This window comes from Pseudoalteromonas luteoviolacea NCIMB 1944 (assembly GCF_001625565.1).
Lineage (GTDB): Bacteria > Pseudomonadota > Gammaproteobacteria > Enterobacterales > Alteromonadaceae > Pseudoalteromonas > Pseudoalteromonas luteoviolacea_F.
Window position 1 is genome coordinate 49,324 of the sequence record NZ_AUXS01000037.1, and the last position, 23,470, is coordinate 72,793.

Sequence of the window (23,470 nt, forward strand, 5' to 3'; positions counted from 1 at the left end):
TGGCCTGATTGACCGTTGCTAAAAGTAAGCGGCGTGGTTCTGCTTGATACTTGGCTAGTAAAGAAGAAAAGGACGTGTTCAATAAAAGTTTAAAAACGGGTTTAAACTGACTGCTCTGCAAGGTAGAAAGGAAACACCATGTTGCTTCGGCTATTGGTTTTGCGGATCATATAAGTCAGCTCTATTAACAGAGCACCTTCGTAAACGTCTGACATATCGAATGAAATATCTTCTAAGATAATTCTTGGTTCATAGTTTAACAACACCGCAGATATCTCTTGCTTCAGCGTCACCAACGCAGATTCACTGGCATCTTCAAAAACGAAGTTAGACAAGCCTGAACCTAACTCACTCCAATAAGGTCGCTCCCCCTTCAGCGTGTTTAATGCTACAGTGATCGCTTGTTTTACTAATTCTTCGTCTTTAGCCATGTCTGGCCCTGCATCAGGGCTTGTGAACTTCGGGGGAAAACTCCATCCCCGACCAAGAAATGAATTGTCCATACAAAACTCCTCGTTATCCTATTTCCATCTTATCCGTCGCAACCACCACTTTTGCACTTTCTATGGTAATGCTCTTATCCATTTTAATTTGGCTGTCATCAGGGGTTTTTATAACCACATCTGTTTTTGCCGTCATACCTGCTTTATCTTTTTGCGATAAGGCATAACCTGAGCTGTCACCCAGTGAAATTGAGTGCTCTTTGCTGCCCTCTAAAATGATATGCGGATCTTTGAAAGTGAACTTAATTGCGGTTGCTTGCTCTTTAAACAACAACCCCCGAACATCGTATTCTTTTTTGTACCCGCCTAGCGGAGGTGGCGCGACTGGATTGTGACATGCACCGACAATAACTGGGTGCCTAGCGTCTCCACCGATAAAATCGACAAGTACTTCGGTATCAGGGTTTGGCGGCAAGAATAAACCTTCTTCTTTGCCTACATAGGTGGTCAATAACCTTGCCCAAATCGGCTCCGTCGTTAACGTGTTCAGTGTGATAGGTATTCGATGCAGTTTCTCTTTATCTGCTTTAAAAGGTGCAACTGTGCCAACTAACATCGGGGTAGGTGCCAACTCAGCCCATTTAGACCAGCCGCTTTTGGTCAAAGATAAGCCCAATGTAAATTCACAAAACCAACCTTGGTTACTCAAATGATGATGAATTTCTGTCACCATGTAGTCGGCTTTGTTGTTTTCACCAGCTCCAGATACCTTGATTGCATCTAACAACTTCAAACTGTGTAAAGCGGTTGCAACGGACATATCTACTTGAATACGGCCTTGGCTGGTATCTAACAAACGATAAACTTGCTCAGCTTTGGCTTTTTCTGCAAGCTCTAACTTATCAATAGGCATCTGAGATTTAATAACAACATCCGCCGCAGCCCCTTCTTTTTTCTCTCCCGAATCATAATTCTCTACTAACAAAGCTTGGGTTTTTATATCCCAGGCACTGTGATCAACCTTTTGCGCGTAAGAACTATTATCTAGGCATAATTCAAACTCCGTACACCCGTCCATTGCGACATTAAACTCAGTGGCAGCAGGTTTATGTTTTGTGAGATCAACGATTTGGATCCCTTCCTCTTCGTAGAGTGCAAAACCGTTGGTCAAAATCCGGTTCATGATCACTTCCCATGGTTTTTTCTCAACCATAAGATATTGATAGTGTTTTATTTTACTGTCAGCTACGGTTTTTTTTCCTGCACAGGGTTTGAGCAAGTCAGTGATGATATCTGTATCGGTCGAATCCGGTTTGTAGAGCTTACTGATTTTAGATTGAATTAGTTTATTGGCTTCTCCTTTTGCAAATACTTCAACATACGGATCGCAGCAATAGCCAATTTTTCCACCGGTTATCACACCTACAAATAAAGTAATTTGCGGGTCTTCACCAAACCCTGCTTTCACCTCAATAGACTTGCCTGGCTGAAAATCTTTATTGAGATCCAGCGTATAGGCCTCTTCGGCCATATCACCGTCTTCAAACACAATCGATAGCTCAGAGATCTGATTGAGCCCTCGGTGGGTGCTAATCTCTCGCACACCGACCTCTAGTTTCTTCTCGCTGCCATCCACTAAGATCGTATATCGAATATCCATTTTAGCGCTCCAAAGGCGGATATATAACGTATTCTCCGACCGATGCACTACGAATCGAAGGTAGCCTATTTACACTAGCAACTTGATGTACATAGTTTGCTTTACCATAAATGGAGGCCACTTCTGATACTAAGCTGTCTCCATCTTTAAACTGCAGCTCGTGGGTAAGGTCTGGTGAGCTTTTGCCTGTTCTAAGCTTAATTTCTTTATTAGATAAACACTCTGAGATATTACATTCCACTTGGGCTTTAACTCGGTTACCTTTGGCATTAACTAGTTCACTGATCACGTTAATATCGTTAAACATGCCATGAAAACCGCCATCTGCGCCATGATTAAGAACCATGTTCAACGGCATAATAGTGACAAACGCGGGTAAGTGTGTCTCTCCTTGAACGGCAAGACCATACTGTAGCATTTGCTGAATACTGTCCTCGGTTGTGGTCTCCCCACTGATACCCATTGCAAGCTGCGCAGGCGTTTCGATAATCGTGTCATCTAGCAAAAACTTAATCGTTAAAATTGACGTAGGAGATTTTTGGTAGCGGGCTGAGCCACTCTCAGAGCCAATCGCTTTTGACTCTATCAGGTAATTTTGATGAGTCACGTTGAGTGACTTGGGATCATAAGGTAAGGTTAATTCTCCCAATTTATTGCCATTACCTCGTTCGATTTTTTTATAAAATGTCACTTTGCAAAGTGGTAAACCACTTGCGTTAATACCGTCCGCTTTGTTCATAATCAGGGCCTTTTTTCTTTTCCTTGCCGCGCAAATCTAAATTCAATATGTCGTTTTATGTCCGACTCTAACTGACACAATAAGTCTTGTAGTTCAAATCGACTCACTGTATTGCTAAAGTGCTCTGCTTGGGGCGCCTGCTGCTGCGCATCATTGGACATACCGCCTGAACTTGGCTCTGCTGGTTGGGCGGGGCGATCAGCACGGATCCGTGCTTTAACCCGCACTTGATTGCACTTAATTTCCATCTTTGAGGCTCCTTACACTGGCAAGCCAGGAATAGGCACTGCCACCAAATCACGATAACTAAAACTGAGAGACTCAATAAGTACATCATTTCGGCTCGCATCAATCCCCTCCCACTCCCAGCTTTCTAAAAATGCGTTTTGCACAAGCCAAGCTTGTGATGGTAAGTAGTTGTCATCTAAGGTGGTGATCAAAATGTGGTTTTTAACTAAGTAAGTATTCCATGCATCGCCAAAAACTAGGTTTTGCAGCATCAAAAGGCTACCACCTTGAAACACGCCTCGTTTTAGAGTTAATGTTTTTGCTTGTTTTTGGTTGGCGATACTGACTCGGTTATTGGTATATTCAATCGTGCGGTTCATCTTAAGACCGCTGACTTCTTTAAACAAAATATCAATGGGATTTGGCACACCGGCGGCCATGATACCAACCAAAAATCGATACCCAACCATAGGTGTTCTAGGATCTTGAAACATATTAGCCACCTAAGCGGGCACTTTCGTGCCCTAAAAGAAAATTAAAAATTAATGGAATTCGATCTTGATGTCGTCTGCCATCATTTCTAGTGCTTCAACACTGGCTTCATTCGAACCGCCATTGATGCTAGGTGCTGTAAGTTTCTTAGGAAATGCATTGATCACTTTCCAAGTAACAATAGGCTGAGATCTGTCTTCGTTAGTCAATGAGATCGTGATGTCCTTTTTATCCACTAGGTTTAAGCTGATAGAAGAAATCCAATCGTAGAATTGGCTCTTCTGCTTAACTAGACCACGCTTCAATGTAATGTTGACATCCGTTGGTTGCCCAGGCATGTGTTTTTTTCCATAACCATCCTTGTAAGTGATAGTTTCAACACCAATGTCTAGACCAGACACCTCTGAAAACGGGATGCTTTCTTCGCCGAAGCTGACAACAAATCGATAGACGGGAATTGGATATTCTGCTGCGATATCTGCTTTAGTAGTAGCCATGTAATAACTCCAAAAAATTCGGTATTTACAGCCAAGCTGTAGTGATAATTGTGGTCTATCTGACGCTCTAAAAAGGCGTCAAATAGACATGTTTGATTAGCTAATTGCCCAAAAAAGGCGTTGATTATTAACCTTCTAGGCTCTTGTGAGAGAAAGTTAGAACAATGAATTCAGCTGGGCGAACTGCCGCAAGGCCAATTTCAATATTCATTAAGCCATTATTGATGTCGTCCTCAGTCATGGTTTGACCTAGGCCCACATTGACAAAGAATGCTTGCTCTGGCGTTTCGCCAAAGAATGCACCTGAACGCCAAAGGTTTTCTAGGTAACTTTCAATCATGGTTTTGAGTTTTAACCATGTGAACGGTGTATTTGGTTCGAATACCGCAAAGTGCGTTGCTTTTTGTACTGACTCTTCAACCATGTTGAATAAACGGCGAACAGAAACATAGCGCCACTCGTTGTCATTACCAGCAAGCGTACGCGCGCCCCACACCAAAGTGCCTTTGCCAACAAATGTACGGATAGCATTAATAGACTTACCGGACGTTGCATCTACGTTGAGGTTTTCTTGTTCTGTATTGTCGATAGCCAGTTTTGGCATTAATACTTGCGCAAGCGCCGCATTAGCTGGTGCTTTCCATACACCACGATCTTTGTCAGTTTTAGCCATCACACCAGCGATAGCAGGTGAAGGAGGAAGGTCCAGGTAGTTTTTACCAAGTTCAGCTTTTACTTGGTTGTATACATCTGCTGATGAGAACGGATAAGCAGGGTCGCCGATAGCAGCCAATTGTAGTGTCGGTAAAGTAACATCTAAAAGCTCGCACACGTCATTGATCACGACGCTACCGCCTTGCTCTTTATCTTTGATTTCACCATCTACAAGTACAACTTCTTTACCATCAGTTAGGCGGTAATATGCAGCGCCGTCACCAGCTTCGATAAATACAGTTTCCGCAGTTAGGTATTGCTTGCCAGACGGATCGTACGCTGTCGCGTTACCATAATCGCTCTCTGCATTATTTGGAGATAAATAATCTTTGGCAATATCTTCCCAGGTACCATCGGCTTTCAAAGAGACCAATGTATGCGCTGTTTCATCCTTTGGCCAAAGTACTTGCGCCATCAATGGTGATTTAACAACAACTTGCTTGGCATCATAAGTACGTGCCATTGTTGTTGTTAAATACGGGTAGTACGCAGCACCATATTTTAGACCCAGCGTTGCGCCAGCTCTTAGCGCTTTTGCATCATCAGAAATTGGGTCAATGCTCATAGAGTCTGCTTGCATTTGAACGTCAACCAATGCAAAACGATCCATTCTCTTTTCAGCATGAACAAGTGCTTTGTTTTGTACTTCGTAGTGCTTAACTGTGCTCAGGCCAATGGCTTCTGGACAAGAGATTAAGGTTACTTCGTCAACTTTATTCAACAGTGCAATTGCAGCGGTAAATTTATCTGCTTGCGCACTTTGAAGTTCACTGTTTGTAATAAGCGTTGAACTCGCTTGACCAATACTGACCACATAACATGCGCCACCACCATTGGCAAAGAAATGACTTACCGCTTGGTGTAAAAAGAAGAACGCGTCCGCTAAATTTGCGCCGTCTGAGGTGACGTTAAAGCCACCAGAAGCTTTTGGTGCAACTGCGAAACTTTCTTGGTATGCACCACCAAAAACAGCTTCAAACTCCACCATGCTAGTAATGCGCACAGGGGAATTCATATAAGCAACGTTACCTTCATCATCTAGCTTAGTTGTATAACCAATAAATGCAGGGATAGCAGTTGCCACTTCTGCAACTGATGGTGGCAGTGTTGACTTCTCTTGGACATAGACGTCTGGGGTTTTATATTGAGGCATAATATTTCCTTACGTTGATAATTACATTCTAATTAGCCGGTTCGGCAAGAATTTGGGAAAAAGAGGCGCAAAGCTGCTCGGTCATCACAGTTCAGGTGGCAAATCAATGGGAACAAACCCACCCTTTTCTCTGCGCCTCGAAAACAAAGAGCGTTTCCACGGCTCCGCCACATCAGTCCCAACCGATGTGTGTTATTAATTAATTTGTATTGCTATGACGCCATGGGTAGGAAGCTGTGAAAATTAATCTGATCTTTTTTTAAATAGCTGTTTTTTAAGTACTTAAAATAATAAAGATGAGGGGTAATCATATAGAGCAACAGTGTGTACATTTGCCAAAAACAGTTTAAAGGCTACTCGCTACCAGTTAATCAGGTGACAAACATAAGCGAGAATTAGAACGTGTTACAGTGGGTAGAAACGGTTAGAAAAGCCTGTTAAGTGTACACTCGCAAGTAAGGTGTATGCGTAGACGAGGGATTGGCATAATTGGACTTCATTACTGGACAAGTTAACACGTTGGCAATTTAACCCGGCATGAGTCGATAATTGCTGCATATATTCGGCATCAAACCGATTATTAATTGCCTGTGTTTGCAGCCAACTTTCTCTGTTTGTCGCAACCGATACATAGTTAACTTCGTAGCGCTCAACCAGCGGCTCATTAAAGTTTGCAAAAAGGGCATTGGCAACAAATCGTTTGCCGCCATACTTAGTCAAAAGCCGAAAATCAACATACTCTTCAAATTCGCCTTCGTCATTAAGCTCCTGCCAATGCTGCGTTAATTTTTCGTCAAAAAAAGCCGTTGGTGACTGAATCAAAGCATTCTGACTTTTATCGCTAAGTGTTCGTGCATGGTACTGCAACTCGTAATAGCACAGCCTGCACATGCTGGTGCTCTTCGCTAACAAATACCCTTGCTCATCAACATACAGTCGGGCACCAGCTGGAACAACAATATTGATGCCATAGTAGGCATCGCTGTAAATATCGAACTTTGTCGCTTCGAAATCAATGCTAAATTCACCAAATATTGCTTTGAACAAGTGATTAATACTGTGCAGTTCGCTAGGCGTTGCAGTACTTGAAATAAGCTCAGACATACTGCGCGTTTTAATTTTATAAAATTCGAAATTTTGATACTGAACTACACTTGGCTCAGCCACTAAATTGCTGCCAAAGTCCCACTCATCAGAAGCTGCATAGGCAGGTGCAAATAGCCAAGCTATTACGTCAAATGACTTGAACACAATACGCCGTTTCGGCGGACTATTGAGCGTTGCTTTTGTTTGCACTTTATCTAAGGTGAATAGCTTTGAAGTCTTATGCAACCCCGCTGGCAATGTGCTCTGCTTGGAATTTACCAAGGCAGTCAAATTTGTTGCCGGGATAACCCAACTCACGTTGGCAGCCCCATTTTCCAAACCCCCATTCCCTATACCCACCAATTTACCTTGGTTATCAAATACCGGCGCACCAGAAAAGCCAGGGAGTAAACTACCATCCAAATAATATATTGGAAATTCAATATCTGGAATATTCGTTTTCTTTAGTGTTTCTACAGCATAAGGTGGCAGAAACTGTTTTAAAGTTTCGGGTTTTGCGTACCCTTTTAGCAGCTCTCTCGTACTCATTGCTAAAGCGCCATGATGGAAGCCCAGTGCAGTTACGTGCTCACGATACTTTGGCTTAGTTTGTTTGAAATAGGTCACAGGTAACCACCCTTTTGGTGGCTTCGTTACTTCCAACAGCACTAAATCCGCCTCAGGCAACACTCGCAATACCTTCGCTAAGCGTTTCTTTTTTCCAAATTCGATAATGATCCGACTTTTGGCATGTGCGTCTAATACATGTAACGAAGTAACAACCCACTGGGGTTTTTGCCACAAGAATCCCGAGGCTACATTCATTTCATTGTGGGGCTTTTTGACAACCACTCTTACGGTACTCAAGCTAAGCTGTTCAGGATTGATATTAGCCAGTGTCTGAATCGAAACCAGTATGCATATCAACAGCTTTAGTCTACATATTAACTTTCCCATCATCGTTCCATTGTCAGACAGGACAAAGCATCTCATGGACTAAACTAACTCCACGTAGCTTGCTGTTTTCTGTTAATGTTTGCTCTTCAAAGCGCTTGTAAATATGTGTCCAAGGAGCCCCGAACACGCTCTTTACCTGCGTAAAATTCTGCAAATCTGTTAGCTGTGACTTGCCAATACATGGCATTTTCTCTTGTTGATGAGCACATACAGAATCGCGGATCACCAGTAACATTTTCTTTTGCTCAGAACCCTCAAACTCAGAAACAATAGCTTCACTCAAGGTCGCCCACACTCCGCCTGTTAACTCGAAGTTATTAACGATTTCGTCAAGCTCTAAACTGCCATCCGTGTAGGACAATTCATCACACCCATTCACGACGATACTAGAACTAAACAGCAAACTGCTATGTTGATTTGATATATTTACCGCCTGATCAGAAAAACGAAATTCAGATTTAATCGGCATTTCATCATCGACATAGGCGTTATCTAATTGCATTCCAAACTCTTTCAAAGTCAGTAGTTGCAACGCCTGTTGTTCAGTATACCCCGCAGCTACATACTGGGCTTTCAGTTCAACTAAAGATGGCGCTAACAGGTTATGCGAGCGCACATAAATGCCCAAATATGCACCGATTACACATGCGATGCCGAATGCGCCTATTCGTGCTGCTTTTGCATCGTTAAAGTGACGATCGTTTAGCCCCAAAATTGCCGCTAAAATAGTGGTCAAGGCACCAAGTAAAATAGTCACGGTTGGCGTCACGCTGGTCCCCATGACGACACCGAACAGTAACCCAATACCCGCTCCACCAAACACTGCTACTTTTAGATTTACTTGGTTTTCCAAAGCTAATTACCTTATTAATAAATTGGGCGTTTTATATTTCCTTTTGCGCCTTTTCGTTTTTTTACTGCCAAATTTATACTCGTATTGGGCTGATACCGTATGGGTATAGCGGTTTTTACTCAACCATAACTTTTCATATTTAACAGCAACTAGGGAACTGGAAGTAAGCCGATATTCTACTTCTGACATCAACACATATTGCCTACTGCTGCCCCAATAGCTTTGTTTATTATAGTTTGGAAAGACAGAAAAACGGCCACCAATATAGCCTGTCAGCTGTTCTGAAAAATGATGGCCATACTCGGCCAGCAGCGAGTGATATACCTGACTAGTATCAACAAGAGAAGTACTGCCAAAATTTAGTTTTCGATAGCTCATGACATAATCAAAATCTAGATGAGCAAGGTGAAAATACTGAACATGGCTCAGCAAGAGGGCTCCACCAAACTCCTTATCTGTTACATGGTTTTCTCGATGCTGATACCTTTCAGAACCCAAATATAGATCTATACCGCCAGAGAACCCATGAGGCAGCGCATACTCATAAAAAAGCTCAAACCTAGATTTGTATCTATGGTAATCCACAGAATCGGAAAAATTTGCCGCGCCTTTACGATTTATTCGACCCTTCAATGCCGTTTGATCTAAAGTTAACTCTCCATAGATTGAGGAATTTGCAAACAGCTTGCCACCGACAGAAAAACGACCTTCTAAGGTATTTGAGTCGCCTTCGAATGTATCACTGATCACCGCATCATTTACTGGCTGTTTCGACAACGAAAGAGATTGATTGAAAACGGCAACATTGCTGAAATAATTGACTTTTTTATACCAAGGTTGGCTGCTAGTTGGTTTCTTCTTTAAAGCAAATAGCGGTTGAGCTTCAGCATCTACACTGAAAATTAGCGCCGCCAAGCTTAGCGAGAGAAAATACACGTTTCTTAGCCGTGATAACAGATTCTTTTTAGCCATTTGCACCGGTCGCCCCCGTTAACGAGGCCGCCGCATTGGCTGCCTGAATTTGCATCTGTAGCTCGGTACTTTGTTTTTGCAGCGACTCAAAATCAATTGCGTTTATTTGCGCTTCAAAAAGTGACTCTTCAACCGTTGCAGGCACGCCCTTAACTAAGCCACTTTGCGCAAGCTTAACGGCACTTGCCATTACTGACGTTTTAAGATCAGACAAAGTATCTTGGACTTGGTGATTATCGGGCTCAGATACAAATTGGCTGATAGCCGAGGACAAAGGGGTCAATAAAGTGATGTTTTCTGCAATCGACGCATTTACAAGACTTAAGGTCGTCATTGTTTGATCTGAAGACTCATTTACCTTTTCAACCTGTGACAAAGTACTGTCCAAAAGGTTGATATCATCCTCGCTCAAGTTCAGCGCGGTCAAAACTAACCGACTTGCTTGAAGTGAGGCCGAATCAACCCCATTTTGGTTAACACCATCCTGTAATTGATTCACGAGCTGGTCATAAACTAAAGTTGTCAATGCGTTTACTTGCAGTGAGTTACGCTCGGTGTTGGACGATGACAAATGGCTGAGTCTCAACCCAGTCAGTTCTGACGCAGGAACAACTTCTTGGTAATTGGCGATTAAGTTTCCATTACGATCAAAACACTCTGCGGCATCGCAGACCATAGTGGTATTATCTAGTACATCTATTTTGATATGAAATAAGCTATTTTCATGAACACTGAATTGACTTTCAAACTGCGCAAGCTCATTGCTTTGCCCTTGCCAAACAGTTAAGTGATTAATATCACTAACGGTAATTGAAGCATTTGCGAGAGGTCCTTTCAAAAGACTGCCATTGAGCAAAAGCTCATTGCTCCCTCTAATAAGCCCTTCTTTATAGCAACCAGACAGCGCCACAACCACAATAGCTAGGCTAAAATAAGTACTGAGTTTTACATAAGTCATTGGATATCCTTTCGTAGCCTGCAAGCGATAGCGCCCATTTTTGTATATAAAATGAAAATTAAATGCAACAAAAAAACAACCACGCAATAATTTTATTTAGAAATAACAATAGGTTGTGTTGGTTCAAATTTAACCGTAAGCTCAGTGGGGGGGCCTGGATCTGGTACTCCTTGTGGATTGAGTGCTGGTATCACACTTAATGCACACACAATATCTCCTTTGAGCACAATTGGCGCCCCTCCTTTGAACGTTACTTCAGATAAAACAATGTCATTGATAGCGCTGAACGTCACTGTGCCGCCTGCCGCATATGCACCGTTAATGTAAGGTGACATATTGACCTTTTTCGTCAGAAACTTTTCGATATCGTCTTGCACAGCTATCTCACCATGACAAATCATTCCCTGAGATGCGACTTCTAGTGGTCCTGCTGTTGGCACAACCAATACACCTTTGTCTAGCAGCAAGTTGAAGACCGTACTTTCGTTAAGAATTTTTATCATTGCTTTTACCCGGCACCATCAATAAATAGTTAAACATCTAACAACACGAATTTACTCAGACTTTTAAAACAAATACTGTGCTGGATTTACGTTTTATACATGGTGCTATTTAAATTAAGGACTATTACTCTTACAACGCGTGAGCCAAACATGTGTGAACAATAATTACCTTTTAGTTTGCTTCCCAACGTGAGTCGCCGGATTGGCGCGTTAATAAAATGAATAATAGTTCGATAGAATGCAATTTTGCATACAATATATTGTTGACAATATTCACATCTATGGCTAGTTTATAGTCTCTAGGAACATAAAAGGAAATTAAAATGAAATTAAAACTAAACAAGTCAAAAATTAAAAATCTTTCTAATAATCAATCTCTTGATTTAAATGCAACACCAGCTATTGCTGGTGGCAGACCCGGCCGTGAGACTGAATACGATAGAGGTTGTCCGTTCTTTACCCATAGAGAAGCAAAGACCTGCGGTATGGGTTGGACCTGCGGCGGTGTAAATTAGTACTTTTAGGTTTACCAAAGCGTCGTAAGGCGCTTTTTTGCTTACTTAAAACAATTAAACCCTCTTTATATTCATCAAAATACTTTTCTATAACCTACCAAAGTCTAACTTACTCACTGATCCGTATCACCTAACGTGTAATGGCTACAATTTAACCAAAAGGATTATCATGTTCACTTCTCAAACTATAAAAACCCTGTTGTTGAGCCTCAGCTTGTCTTTTACATCAAACTTGCATGCAGCACCAAAATCGGAAGAAGCGCCACTGCTTTTGATCGGTGCTTCTTTTGCCAATGCTAAAATGCCCTATTTTGACAACCTACAAGCACCACTAAATGGTATCGCCATTAATTCTGGCCGATACCTTTCTCTAGGAAATGCCTTAATAAGAGAACCTCGCCTCTCTGGTCATCTAATCAACGAAGGACAAGCTGGCGCAACCACATTCGATAGGTTGACGTGTTTTCCAGGTCCTGAGTGTGTGGGGCCCGGCTGGGAAGGTTATGAAAAGCAATTTACTAAAGCACTGAGTAGAGTGACCTCCTTTTCCACAGAAGTATCCGCCCAATACATCGTTATTATTCGTGGAAATGATTGCAACCACCCCGATGCTTTTGGTATTCCAATGTCAGAAACTTCGGAATGTACTCTAGAACAAATGCACTCTTATATAGACACCTTCGTCAATGTTGCCAACCGAGCGCTAGCCGCTGGGATCACACCGATTTTTTCAAAGGCACCGGATTACGATGCGATTGACTGGGAAACCCTTAGACAACGGTTTAATTGGCCGTGGATCATAAGCAAAGATAACTATGAAACCTTTTCAGAATTGAGGCTAAACCGTCTTAAAAATGAGGTACCTGATGCCATTTTTCTCGATATATGGCGCGGTTTTGAACCTATGGATGATGGTTTACATCCAAATCGAAAAACCATGCAACGTGCCGCTAAACGTATAGCCAAAGCTGTTAAAAAGCACCGTAAGCAGACAACCGAGTAAACACCGTTACTGCTAGTTTTAATATGAGGCCGTTTCCCCTTCCCTGCGCGTAAACGGCCTTCATCGCCATGTCCCGTATTTAATACCTTACGCGCCCAAGTCTACGCAGGTATTTTTGCTGATTTTCGTCAACCTTGACGGCTTTTTTAACCCAGGCTTCTGCCAATGAGCTAAATTGACCGACAGAGTGTGTTTCTTTTCGGTGCCGATATTTTTGCAACACTGTGTGACCAATATCGCAGGCCTGTGCCCGCTGAACTAGACCACGTACACTCTGCTCTCCTTTGCCACACTCTGTCAAAACATCGACCAACCCCAATTCATATAAATCATGAGCACTAAAACGTGTATTAGAATACATGACTTCCATTAGTGCACAGCGTGACGCCTTGTGCTTTAACTTAGATACCAGTAAGTGCTCTAGCCCGTGATTAAAAGCTACGGGCGGATAGAAAAACTCTGCACCTTCCTCTGCCACAACACAATCAGCACAAAGAGCAACTTCCATTCCTGCTCCGTAAGCCCTGCCCTGTACCAACACTATGCTGGTTAGATTATGCCTAGAACCTGCCAATATTCGATGTAGCAAGGTCATATAGTTAAAAGCATAATCTCGGAGCCAAGGCTCATTTTGTTGTTTTACACAGTTTGTTAAATTCACTAGATCGCCACCCAGACTAAAAACCCCCGATTTATCACTACTCAAAACCTTAATCGTATGGTTTTGAGCACGGGACTCTGGTAGATAAAAGTGACCTAGCTGCTGCAACAAAGATTTAGTAAAGTACGGAGCTTTATCTAGCTGCATTGTTGCCCAATGTAACGACCCAGATCGCATGATCGCCAAGGGCTCACTGGCATAAACGGAAGTTGCTCTCACTTGCACAAATTCATTACCTGTTTTGATGTGTTGTTCATAGTGCTGACGCACTGTCAGCCACTTTGTGATTAGATACTTTGAAATAATCTTATCCGTCCAACAGCATTCGACACTCGGCGATTCTGCTTCTATTTTTATATAAAACCTCTGGAGTCAATTAATGAAAGCCTTGTTACTGAGTTTGCTTATTTTAAGTACGTGCAGTTTTGCTGATAATCAGGTGGCAAAAGTCATGCTTGCCAAAAAACAGGTCACAGCTCAGTCAGACAACCAGCATCGTGATCTCACGCGTAAATCCCCTATATTTATCGAGGACGCTCTGCATACGGGTAAAAACGCACGCGCACAAGTGAGATTCTCGGAGGGAACCATCTTGTCTTTGGGAGAACAAACGCAATTTGTTGTTAATCAATTTGAGTATCAGCAAAGCTCAGATGCCAGCTTTGAATTTATCTCGGGCGCATTTCGGATAGTTACAGGTGAAATAACCAAAGTTACCAATCCAAATTTTAAAATTAAAACACCAATGGGCTCTATCGGTATACGAGGCACCGACTTTTGGGGTGGAAACCTCTACAGCGAAGATACTATTGATGTCATTTTATTAGACAGTGAACATCCAATCGTGGTTGAGAATGAGTATGGACGGGTGGTTATTTCAAAACCGGGAATGGGCACTACGTTACAAAAAGACAAAGCACCAACAACACCTGAGATATGGTCAGATAAAAAACTTCAGGACGCAGTCAAAACGATTCAATAATTTACAGGCATGTAAAACAACACTTCTGTTTATGAAGGTGTTTGAAAATTACTCTCCCCTGCCCTTAGATGGTACCGCTATTAAGCTGTAAAAATCAAAAAAACACATTTTATTTTACATAAAGTTCAAATTATTAATTATCTATAAACAATGAACTTATCTGTAAAGGTGATTGAACCTTATGAATAAAATAGTAGGTATACTTTTAAATTTATAAACCCTGCCCAGAGAAACCCTTATATCATTGATATTTATAAAAATATTAATTCATCATCCAATTTAATAGCTACTTATATTGGCTAATTTGCTCGTACCCATTTCGTTTGCTACTTTGCATCTCGTCAACACTTTGGGCCCAAGTGATGAATGACAAAACTAACAAGTGATAAACAACCGAACTAATGAACGACCAAAGGAAAGAAGATGAAAATGTTTAAATTAGGTACTCTCGCTGCTGCTATGTTAACTACTGTAAGTGCAGTTGCTGCGCCTATTAATATCGCTGATACAAATGGTTATGATCGTCACACTGTTTACTCATACGGCCCGGTTAGCCGCGTGGTTATCACAAGTGAATTCGCACATAACTTCTCAGCTGATATTGAGCTTCGTGATGGCGCACGTTGCGATAACGGTAACCTATATTCAAACGTTGACAGCAGCCATGTTGTAAATGTAGGTATTCAAGCAGATGCTTCTAACGCTAATGCAGCAAGTGTTGGTGTAACAAATGCAATTGCAGAAGACAAACTGACTCACAACAAAACGCTTCACTTAAGCTGTTACGATGCAGACAACACTTGGTACAATGTACTTGTAAACGTACCTGGCGCACCAATTGTAAACTGGGACATCACAGTTGAGCCAGCTGGTGAGTTCGTTAACCAACCATACTCTTTTGGTTACCACACTGCGTTCCGTGTAAAGAGCACGCTTAACGTAAACAACCAAAACAAGAGCCAGTCTTACTGTCACACTGTTGCAAACCGTGGCCTATCTCTAGGTCTATTCCACGGCCGTGATACTTCAAATACGTTCCACTCTGACGTTTTCACACAAGACAAAGTGTACAACAACGACACTGCTCAGCCAGTTTTATACCAAATCGTACAGTGTGAAAACGCTGCTGGTAAAACAATGGCTGTTAAGGTATTCAACCTAACAGATCCAAACGGCATCTACACATACGAAGACCAACTTATCATCAAGTAATTTCTTCGAAAAAAAGCAGCCCAAGGGCTGCTTTTAATCAGTTTTTGAATGTGAATCTAAACGAAGATTCATGTATAAAAATTAGTAAGGTGGTCTAGCTTCTAGATCGAAAAGTCATATCCAATCTTCAGTTCCCACTTCATATTTTGCTCCATGTCGCTCTATATATATTGAAAACTTAATTATCACTCCTGAAACTGAGTTAAGCTTTTTATGTACGTTTTCAGAATTACTATTAATGCAGTAAACACCACTTTAGATTTTTGCATAAAATAAGTAGGAGTCAATTTCTTGATCTATAGGAGAATATATTCTCCCTTAGCTAGACCAGAACACTCTGTAACAGCACCAGCTTTAGTTAAAACTAAATTGTAAGAAAAACCTCAACCCCACGCTATATACACAGAATAAAGCGGCGTCATTTTAACCCGCTAAGAATAATGATTGAGAAAGGTAAATAGTAAGAAGAGCGTTAAAACTTGCCGGTAAGTTAGAATTTACTGTGAACGAAGGGGTACTTAATTTGGCTGCCAGTGATCATTCAAAGCGATTAACGAGACAGTCAATACTGTCTCGTTATAGTTGCTTAGTGCTGATTACGCATTCATCAACGTTTCTTCATCAAAGCCTTGGTCACGAATACAAGCTAGGAGCTGGCTTAATAGCTCATCTTCTACTGGCGCAACAGGCTCATCAGGTAGCAATTGTGTGATATTGCCAAATCCAGGGTGACTAAAGTCTGGATTAGGTAAACCACGCTCCGCACGAAGGGCCAATAACAGCAAGGCTGCATATGGGGTAAACTGCCAATTCATATTATCGAATTCAAAATACATTTTACTCGGTGGCGACGCGACTTGGGCTACTTGGTCATCACATAATTGAGTTAGATAACCCGTTAGTTCTTGTACATCATCGGTATCCCAACGAGCAATAATGTCCGTATAAACAAAATCATCAACAATGGGCACCAAGTGTTTACCGCCTTTAACTGCATCAAACAAGAGTATAATAAAATCGCCAATATGGCTTTCTGAGCGGTTTATCCAGAACTTTGGATAACCCACTTGTAGCAATTTAAATATGTGCTCTGCCCGTGTAGACTGCTGCAAAATAACCGCCATGACCAAATAAAACACACTGTCCGGTGAAACTCCTCCTTCTCGCTCCCTATCAAAGCGAATAACATAACGCTTGTGAGTAAAATAGGTAATAATACAATTTATATGGGCAAAACACAAACTATGGCTTAACGCATTACTACACAATTTTCCCTCTTGAATAAGCATACTCTGTGCAGACATTTCATAGTAATCTGTCGGTACTTCTAATTCTGTTTCTAAAAACTCCCAAGGCAAAAATGGTAAACTTACAGTTGTATCTTCACTAACACCTGTGCTCCCATTATTTAAATAAAAGCCTACTCTCTCTTCGTTACGCCTAACTACATCAGCATATTTAGTCGGGTTTTTTATCGACCGCTTGCGTTTGCGTAAAAACTTTTCTAGTTGCTTCTCGTTTATCATAATTATTTCGCTCGTACTATCTTAACCGTTGCTGTACCTGTAGTGTTAGGCTCAGGAACAGAGACTTTCGCTAAAATGGGTTTAATTTTATATCCCTGTTTCATCAACTTTTGCAACTCAATTGCAAAATTCTCTGCTTCTGGTGTCACTTTCTGCCCATTTAACTTACCTATCGCCACCTGCTCTATCCACTTTTTACCACGTTTTGCCAAATTTAAGTCATCCGGTTTTGGAAATTTATTCCTATAACTGGATTTAACTTCAATTAACCAAATCGTTTTCTTTGTTGGATCTGGGTCGATACCTAATAAGTCAGCGCCATGGTTAGACTTATTTTTAACAATGTCTTTAAACTCAATGCCCGTACTGTCTTCAAAAAGTTGTTTGGCTATTTGCTCACCATAAAAGCCGTCGTTGCGGTCTGCCACATGTGAACCATTAACTTTAACCAAAAACTCGTGCTCATCTTTAAATTCACTTAAATCAAGACGGTTTTTAACAGCATCGGCCACTTTAATATCGCCAATTTCACCACTGGGTTTGCCCTGTTTGCCCGAAGCAATATTGTCCTCAATCTCCTTGAGCATGGCTGGCGACAGTACATCATTGCGTTTTAGCCAGTCAAGCATCTCTTCAAAAGACTTAAAACCGGGAATAGCCTTGCTAATTAGCCCACCAGCTGCTTGCTCCACAAGCCATTCTTGGAGCATTTCCTTACCCTTAGTAGGGTCCTTACCCATGGTGTCATAGATATCATATAGTTCATTGGCTGTAAGCGCGATATCAATCCCTTTCAAAACCATTAAACCGAGCGGGATCAAGAAAAATGCATTGTGCTTAGCCGCATTTTCGGCGGTCATCGCAGCCAAATTGACATCACTATTGGCGATAAGTGCCGCAGTTGCCCCTCCGAGCTTGGCTAAATCGACCCCAATGGCACTGAGTTTAGCCACTTCCTTGTTAAAATATGCTTGAGCACCTTCAGACTTATAAAATGCGGCAATTTCAGCATCACTAAACTGAGCATCACGTAGTAATTGAGCCCTGTCAGCTTCTCTTTGGTAAAACTCTTCTAATTTATTTGCTTTATATGTATCAGCTATCAGCTCTCCAACAACCGCACCGCCGGCACCAGTCAAGCAGCTCTCGCTTCCTCCACCAGAGGCTTGGCCTGCTTCGCTGGTTGCTATACCCAAAATACAACCAGCACCAGCATGCGCTAAATATCTAACAGAATTGGTAATGTCACCGCCTCTATACGCGGAGCCTATTGTAGATGACATATACTCACCTACTGCCGAGATACCAGCACTTTTCAGTGAGTTAGTGAAGCCCGAGGAAAACTCAGAAAAATCTCCACCATTAATTACAGTCGAAATTCCCGCACTAATTGTTGAATTAACAACAGCCTGAGTTGCTTGGTTACCTATTGATATAAGTGTATCTTTACTTAATAACGCAGCATCAGGGTTAACTTCCCCAAAAAACTGTAGATCGCTGAAGTGGCTCATCATACCGGCTGTAGCCATTGATATAACCAAGGATCTAATACTCTCGCTGCTTAGCATGTGGCTTAACGTATCGCCAACACTATTGCCAGACGCCAAACTGGTTGCAGCTTGCGTAGTTAAAGTCACTGCTGCTGCCGACATCGCGGCCCCCATTGCTGGGCTAAAGGCACTCGCGATGGCTCCTTCCGTGCCTATCCATTGTGCGCCAGCTGGTCCCATCGCAACCGACACGGCAATGGCTACCACAGCCATTGCCGCAGGGCTCAGGGTACTGGTGCTTTCATCTATATGAAGTTTTGTTAGCTCTGTAGTGACGATGCTTAGGTTGCTGTTAACCTGAGGATCATCGTGCAATTGTTGCATCCAGCTCAGTGAAGGAACTCCCGCAAAGTCACTGATCACCGATGAAATACTTTCTCCTTCGTACTGCCCTAATTCCAGCGTGATCCCATGGGTCGCATGTACTTTTACCCCGCCAATGATCTCGTTATACACCGCAGTATCGACCGTATCTTGCTTAGTTTCGGTCTTAATTTTCCAAGTGCCTTTTTCGACCTTGTTGTAGAAGTATTCTTTTTGCTCTTTGGCCAATAAGAACTTCACTTGACCATTTCGCGCCTCGATGGACGTGCCGTCCCCTGAGGTGATTTGAGCAGCTTGCAAGGTGACATCACCAAATTGAGAAGCGATTCGAACACCTTTACCCGCCTCTAGCGCTGAGCGAATAGCCATGGTTTGAAACTGCTGCTCTTGCTCAGTGGTCTTGCCCCATTTTCCAGATTTCTGACTTTGATTTTGATTAAATTCGTTAAGAATATATACGCCCTGACCAGCCAAAAGCTCGATCACGCCTTCATCTGCATGCAGTTCTGCTGCTTTGAGTTCAATAGCACCTGATGCCATTAAATAGATGCTGTCTTTAGCAGATAGTTTTGTGGTCAGATGTTTGATTTCTGAAGTCGATTGAGAATACTCGCCAACAGGCTCATTATTCACGTAACTGGTTTGTTGAGAAATTAACTGAATATTGCCATCAGCACGTAATCCAATTGTATTACCGTTTATCGTACCGCCCTGAATAACAATGTCACCCATGCTTCGAATACTAATGTTTTCGCCACTGACCGAGGCAATTTCACCAAAGCGAGAGCCTCGCTCATAGCGGCTAGAAAAACGGTGCACTAACGTTTTTTGCTCATACTGACCGGCAATAATGTCAACATTTTGTCTGGCAGTCAGACTGCCAGATAGGTTTCTTAAAGTACCACCAACAAATAGATTGAGATCACCATCTGAGGCTACTTGTGCGCCCGGATTAACAGTAAGGTTTCGCGCTGTTCTTAAATAAGTATCACGGCCCGTTAGCAAGGTGCCATTGTTAACAGTAATATCTCTAAAGTTTACATCGGAGCCTGTAAATTCGACTAAGTGACCATTTACAGTGCGTGATTCTATTGTCGATGCGCTCAGGTGTACCACTGGAGACAGTACTTTTTCCCCGTTGATGTCTCTATATTCTGGCCAGATAAAATCCTTACCAAAATTGTCATAAACTGATTTAGGTACTTGCTCACCAAACGTTACACCGCCTTTTCCAGCCAGTTCGTACGCATTTTGGTACAATTGCGTTATTTGAGCCGTTTCATCAGCATAGGCAGTTGAAATCATGTTTCGGTTCAGCTCGGCATAAATTTGCGAGCGGATCAAGCGTGATTGTACGAACCGGTCTCCAACCTGTTTTGATAGCGGGTAGTTTGGAAAAGTGACTGAGATCGAGCCGCCAGAAAGATGAATCTTTTTAGGTTCAGGTAATGCGTCCTTTCTATTATCCAACAAGACTTGATGGAAACCAGCTATGGTCTGAGTATTTAAAGCGCGAGGTTGCTCCACAACGTGCTTTGATTTCACATACATTGTTCTGCGGTTATCAGGCACCTTAGTGAATGCGGGAGAGCTTGCCAGCAGTTGATTTGCATTGGTCTTATCAAAAGCGTTATAGGCCTGTGCTAGAGTTGGTAAACACACCTGCCCGAGCAACATAACTATATTTAAATAGGCAATGGCCTTTTTGTAAAATGGCACGGGCTTGTCGGCCAAATTATCTTTTTTCATTTTTAATTCCATTTATTTACCATCCATCAAGACTGCCACAGTGACCGTTGGTGATTTGGATACGTCGCGAAGAGTTGGCGTGTCATGATCGTTTAACTCATCATCTATCGAAATTTTATATCTGTAATTCACCGTCACTTTCTTACCGTCATCGCTGACAATAACATTTTGATATTTGAAATTTTGCGCAGTACAGGAGTAACGAGTATTGGCACAACGGTAGTCTTCAGAGCCGCTTACGTACTGCCTGCTTCTAGCATAAGCTTTCGCAGCATCGTCTATTTCTTGGAAGGTATAACCTGTGTTTTCAAAATCTGCATCTGAGGATTCGCCAAGTATTGTACTTAAGGCAACTCTAACTGAGGAGTAGGTGCAATCTTCTGTTTGTGTCAAACCATGCTCTTCATAGCGATAGCCATCACATTTAAACAAACTTGCTGTAACCCATTGGCCGTCAACCTTGGGAAATGAATACCCTTCATAAGTATCTTCATCCACAACTTTTACATACCGTTGGAAGTACTCTTTAATCTTGGTATTGATCGTTGCATCTAGTGAGTTTGACTCTGTTACAGTCAGGTCGCTTTGACTTTCCATATTGGGGTTAATACCATACACATTACCGTGAATGGCTAGTAAGGTCTCACCTTCTACAGAAGTATCGACTGCTGCACCGCTACAATTACCTAAAGCAACACACTGTTTAATGGCATGAAAGTTACTTGTTTCTACTGTACTACTTAATTTAATGCCGATTGACTCTAAATCCAGCTTTTGGAAACGCGCATTGTCAAAAAGCTCAATATACGAAAATGCATTGACAAAACGACGCCTAGTCGAAGGTTCCGCTTTGCTGCCAATTTGGAATTCGCCAAAACTGACTATTCGCCCAGGTGGAGAATAAGCCGATATTTGAGTCCCAACTCCATGTTCAACTGTATCTTGGCTTCCTTTATTGTCCGACGTATAAGCGTAACGGGATATGATGAAAGAGGTAGTTTCTAAACGATAACGCTCGTTAAATAATAAGGGAGTATCAATATGGAATATCCCTTGTTGGCTAAGACGTAAAATGGCTGAAGAGTTGCGAATATACTGGCTTGCTTTAAGTTCCAATGTAGATTCTGCCGCTATTGAGACCTGCTCAGACTGAGCGGTGTTTACGCGAATACCTGCACTCCAGTCAACACCGCTTGGCTCTTCAATATGGTAGGGGTTAATATTTTCTATCGCTTTAGCTATAATTTTTATGTTGTTCGCATGGACTTTTGCACTCAAGCGGCTCTGTGTAGATCCGGTAGCGCTGTAGCTAGAATATGGGCCATGCTTAACACTGTTAACGTCAATAGATGGCGCATTCAGTGACTTATTTTCCGGCCAATTTAACCTGTTGGTACGAGAACCATTAGTGAAAATGCCATCGTTCAAATCAACGCTCAAAGTACCTGCTTTGATCACTCCACCAAAGGTATTGTAGACATCACCTTCGATTTCGATATTGATTTTTGAGCCACTTAGAGTACCGGAGTTTATCAGTCGACTTGCAGCGAATTCGATACTTCCAGCATCAACATAACCTTGGTTTAACAGGCCTTTGTCTGAAAAACTCTTGATTGTTTGACCAATCAATCTAGAACCAGAACGAAAAGTCGTCGCACCGATTGCTTTCGTTGTGATGATACGGTCGCTATAGAGCTTACCGTAAACATTCAATGTCGCACTTTCATGCTCCGCAATTTGAATAAATACGCCTTCTGCTGGCGCGTAAAATTGTCCCTGCCTTGTGCTGGTTGCCAAAGCATCTGACATGGTATTGAGCTCAGTGCTAACAGGGATAATCACTGGCTGCGACGCAACAATACCAATACTCGCAGCTTTAAAAGTACCAGACGGCTGATAAGTGTTCGACAGAGTCGTCGATGAAATCATATCAAGATCACTATAGCGAATAGAAAAGCGGCCCGGATACAAGTTAATACCGCCAGAGCCCAGTACATAAGAGCCCCTACTTGATTGGATGAATCCACTATTAGGATGACGCTCTGCGCGTAAATTTAGATCAATAACACCTGACGTTGCGATGCTATCTGACATCACTTCAAGAGATTGCAAGCCTGGTGCAGTTAGAGTTGAGATAGTCACCCTACCACTTGGTTGCGTTCTCACGATGCCGCCCGAAAGTGTGCCATTGATAAACGATAATCTTCCCGCATTATCAAAAGAACAGTTGCTGCAACGAACAGTACCACCTTGTGAGATAAACACTAGATCGACCGGCTTCCCCATCACTGAAACTGTATTTTGAATGTCAATTTCTGTTGCATTAATTACTAAAGTTTCAGTGCTACTATCATTAGGTATTTTGATGAGTAGAGGCTTACTAATTGTTGCGAATTTATTAAAATTAAGCGTTGTTATCGCAGCTGTACTATCAACAACCAGAAAATCGCTGGACGCATCTGGTTCTTTATGCACTGAAAAAATCGGAGACTGGTTATATATATAACTCGATACGCTTGCAGCAACACTTTTAGCAGTGCATAACGTAAAGAGAAATATACACAAAAACACTCCTCCAAACGGTTGAGAACGTTTTGATTTCATTTTTATCCTCACTTTCACAAAAAACGCCAATTTTATACAAATCAGAAACGGTATCAACTTTTACAAATTAAAAATTTAAAAGACTTTTA

20 protein-coding genes are annotated in these 23,470 nt (G+C 42.0%); 4 read left to right on the plus strand and 16 right to left on the minus strand.

Annotated elements, in window-relative coordinates:
- Positions 1-101: 101 nt before the first annotated feature.
- The 12 genes from N483_RS13850 to N483_RS13905 form a co-directional block, all read right to left on the minus strand.
- Positions 102-503, minus strand: coding sequence for a GPW/gp25 family protein (locus tag N483_RS13850; RefSeq protein WP_023399368.1), 402 nt, complete (start codon positions 501-503; stop codon positions 102-104).
- A gap of 13 nt (positions 504-516) precedes the next feature.
- Entirely contained in the window at positions 517-2,103 is a 1,587-nt protein-coding gene (locus tag N483_RS13855; RefSeq protein ID WP_023399367.1) for a phage baseplate assembly protein V, read from the minus strand.
- 1 nt (position 2,104) lies between these two features.
- Complete coding sequence (locus N483_RS13860) at positions 2,105-2,842, minus strand: hypothetical protein (RefSeq protein ID WP_023399366.1); 738 nt, start codon at positions 2,840-2,842, stop codon at positions 2,105-2,107.
- A 2-nt stretch (positions 2,843-2,844) separates the two neighbouring features.
- Positions 2,845-3,090, minus strand: a complete 246-nt coding sequence (locus tag N483_RS13865; RefSeq protein WP_023399365.1) for a hypothetical protein — start codon at positions 3,088-3,090, stop codon at positions 2,845-2,847.
- A 12-nt stretch (positions 3,091-3,102) separates the two neighbouring features.
- Entirely contained in the window at positions 3,103-3,564 is a 462-nt protein-coding gene (locus N483_RS13870; RefSeq protein WP_023399364.1) for a phage tail protein, read from the minus strand.
- Between the two features lie 48 nt (positions 3,565-3,612).
- The gene (locus N483_RS13875; RefSeq protein ID WP_023399363.1) at positions 3,613-4,059 is read right to left on the minus strand and encodes a phage tail protein; all 447 of its coding nucleotides are present in this window, start codon (positions 4,057-4,059) and stop codon (positions 3,613-3,615) included.
- A gap of 127 nt (positions 4,060-4,186) precedes the next feature.
- A complete protein-coding gene (locus N483_RS13880; protein WP_023399362.1) occupies positions 4,187-5,926 on the minus strand; it encodes a phage tail sheath family protein in 1,740 nt (579 codons plus the stop codon).
- Between the two features lie 405 nt (positions 5,927-6,331).
- On the minus strand, positions 6,332-7,969 hold the full coding sequence (locus tag N483_RS13885) for a S1 family peptidase (protein ID WP_036976145.1): 1,638 nt from the start codon (positions 7,967-7,969) through the stop codon (positions 6,332-6,334).
- A 13-nt stretch (positions 7,970-7,982) separates the two neighbouring features.
- Positions 7,983-8,822: a hypothetical protein gene (locus N483_RS13890; RefSeq protein ID WP_023399360.1), complete on the minus strand. Its 840-nt coding sequence runs from the start codon at positions 8,820-8,822 to the stop codon at positions 7,983-7,985.
- A 6-nt stretch (positions 8,823-8,828) separates the two neighbouring features.
- Positions 8,829-9,794 (minus strand): hypothetical protein, encoded by a 966-nt coding sequence (locus N483_RS13895; protein ID WP_023399359.1) that lies wholly within the window; start codon positions 9,792-9,794, stop codon positions 8,829-8,831.
- Positions 9,787-10,752 carry a hypothetical protein gene (locus N483_RS13900; RefSeq protein WP_023399358.1) on the minus strand — a complete coding sequence of 322 codons (966 nt, stop codon included), beginning with the start codon at positions 10,750-10,752 and terminating at the stop codon, positions 9,787-9,789. Before N483_RS13900 ends, N483_RS13895 begins: the two co-directional genes overlap by 8 nt.
- A gap of 92 nt (positions 10,753-10,844) precedes the next feature.
- Positions 10,845-11,255 (minus strand): hypothetical protein, encoded by a 411-nt coding sequence (locus tag N483_RS13905; protein WP_023399357.1) that lies wholly within the window; start codon positions 11,253-11,255, stop codon positions 10,845-10,847.
- A 323-nt stretch (positions 11,256-11,578) separates the two neighbouring features.
- Between N483_RS13905 and N483_RS13910 the strand changes: the two genes are divergently transcribed.
- Both N483_RS13910 and N483_RS13915 read left to right on the plus strand, forming a co-directional pair.
- On the plus strand, positions 11,579-11,770 hold the full coding sequence (locus tag N483_RS13910) for a hypothetical protein (protein WP_023399356.1): 192 nt from the start codon (positions 11,579-11,581) through the stop codon (positions 11,768-11,770).
- A 169-nt stretch (positions 11,771-11,939) separates the two neighbouring features.
- Positions 11,940-12,773, plus strand: a complete 834-nt coding sequence (locus N483_RS13915; protein ID WP_023399355.1) for an SGNH/GDSL hydrolase family protein — start codon at positions 11,940-11,942, stop codon at positions 12,771-12,773.
- A gap of 79 nt (positions 12,774-12,852) precedes the next feature.
- On the opposite strand, the gene N483_RS13920 is transcribed toward N483_RS13915, so the two are convergent.
- Positions 12,853-13,704: an enoyl-CoA hydratase-related protein gene (locus tag N483_RS13920; protein ID WP_023399354.1), complete on the minus strand. Its 852-nt coding sequence runs from the start codon at positions 13,702-13,704 to the stop codon at positions 12,853-12,855.
- Between the two features lie 109 nt (positions 13,705-13,813).
- Between N483_RS13920 and N483_RS13925 the strand changes: the two genes are divergently transcribed.
- A complete protein-coding gene (locus N483_RS13925) occupies positions 13,814-14,416 on the plus strand; it encodes a FecR family protein (protein ID WP_023399353.1) in 603 nt (200 codons plus the stop codon).
- 423 nt (positions 14,417-14,839) lie between these two features.
- Positions 14,840-15,628: a hypothetical protein gene (locus tag N483_RS13930; protein WP_023399352.1), complete on the plus strand. Its 789-nt coding sequence runs from the start codon at positions 14,840-14,842 to the stop codon at positions 15,626-15,628.
- A gap of 596 nt (positions 15,629-16,224) precedes the next feature.
- On the opposite strand, the gene N483_RS13935 is transcribed toward N483_RS13930, so the two are convergent.
- The 3 genes from N483_RS13935 to N483_RS13945 are packed head-to-tail and all read right to left on the minus strand — an operon-like array spanning position 16,225 to position 23,381.
- Positions 16,225-17,154, minus strand: coding sequence for a hypothetical protein (locus N483_RS13935; protein ID WP_023399351.1), 930 nt, complete (start codon positions 17,152-17,154; stop codon positions 16,225-16,227).
- 2 nt (positions 17,155-17,156) lie between these two features.
- Positions 17,157-20,777 carry a DUF637 domain-containing protein gene (locus tag N483_RS13940; RefSeq protein WP_172642411.1) on the minus strand — a complete coding sequence of 1,207 codons (3,621 nt, stop codon included), beginning with the start codon at positions 20,775-20,777 and terminating at the stop codon, positions 17,157-17,159.
- 12 nt (positions 20,778-20,789) lie between these two features.
- Entirely contained in the window at positions 20,790-23,381 is a 2,592-nt protein-coding gene (locus N483_RS13945; RefSeq protein ID WP_023399349.1) for a hypothetical protein, read from the minus strand.
- Positions 23,382-23,470 lie beyond the last annotated feature (89 nt).

Excerpts from the sequence above, each read along its gene's own strand:
- N483_RS13850 (WP_023399368.1), bottom strand. The coding sequence starts at position 503 with ATGGACAATTCATTTCTTGGTCGGGGATGGAGTTTTCCCCCGAAGTTC.
- N483_RS13855 (WP_023399367.1), bottom strand. The coding sequence starts at position 2,103 with ATGGATATTCGATATACGATCTTAGTGGATGGCAGCGAGAAGAAACTA.
- N483_RS13860 (WP_023399366.1), bottom strand. The coding sequence starts at position 2,842 with ATGAACAAAGCGGACGGTATTAACGCAAGTGGTTTACCACTTTGCAAA.
- N483_RS13865 (WP_023399365.1), bottom strand. The coding sequence starts at position 3,090 with ATGGAAATTAAGTGCAATCAAGTGCGGGTTAAAGCACGGATCCGTGCT.
- N483_RS13870 (WP_023399364.1), bottom strand. The coding sequence starts at position 3,564 with ATGTTTCAAGATCCTAGAACACCTATGGTTGGGTATCGATTTTTGGTT.
- N483_RS13875 (WP_023399363.1), bottom strand. The coding sequence starts at position 4,059 with ATGGCTACTACTAAAGCAGATATCGCAGCAGAATATCCAATTCCCGTC.
- N483_RS13880 (WP_023399362.1), bottom strand. The coding sequence starts at position 5,926 with ATGCCTCAATATAAAACCCCAGACGTCTATGTCCAAGAGAAGTCAACA.
- N483_RS13885 (WP_036976145.1), bottom strand. The coding sequence starts at position 7,969 with ATGGGAAAGTTAATATGTAGACTAAAGCTGTTGATATGCATACTGGTT.
- N483_RS13895 (WP_023399359.1), bottom strand. The coding sequence starts at position 9,794 with ATGGCTAAAAAGAATCTGTTATCACGGCTAAGAAACGTGTATTTTCTC.
- N483_RS13900 (WP_023399358.1), bottom strand. The coding sequence starts at position 10,752 with ATGACTTATGTAAAACTCAGTACTTATTTTAGCCTAGCTATTGTGGTT.
- N483_RS13905 (WP_023399357.1), bottom strand. The coding sequence starts at position 11,255 with ATGATAAAAATTCTTAACGAAAGTACGGTCTTCAACTTGCTGCTAGAC.
- N483_RS13910 (WP_023399356.1), top strand. The coding sequence starts at position 11,579 with ATGAAATTAAAACTAAACAAGTCAAAAATTAAAAATCTTTCTAATAAT.
- N483_RS13915 (WP_023399355.1), top strand. The coding sequence starts at position 11,940 with ATGTTCACTTCTCAAACTATAAAAACCCTGTTGTTGAGCCTCAGCTTG.
- N483_RS13925 (WP_023399353.1), top strand. The coding sequence starts at position 13,814 with ATGAAAGCCTTGTTACTGAGTTTGCTTATTTTAAGTACGTGCAGTTTT.
- N483_RS13930 (WP_023399352.1), top strand. The coding sequence starts at position 14,840 with ATGAAAATGTTTAAATTAGGTACTCTCGCTGCTGCTATGTTAACTACT.
- N483_RS13935 (WP_023399351.1), bottom strand. The coding sequence starts at position 17,154 with ATGATAAACGAGAAGCAACTAGAAAAGTTTTTACGCAAACGCAAGCGG.
- N483_RS13940 (WP_172642411.1), bottom strand. The coding sequence starts at position 20,777 with ATGAAAAAAGATAATTTGGCCGACAAGCCCGTGCCATTTTACAAAAAG.
- N483_RS13945 (WP_023399349.1), bottom strand. The coding sequence starts at position 23,381 with ATGAAATCAAAACGTTCTCAACCGTTTGGAGGAGTGTTTTTGTGTATA.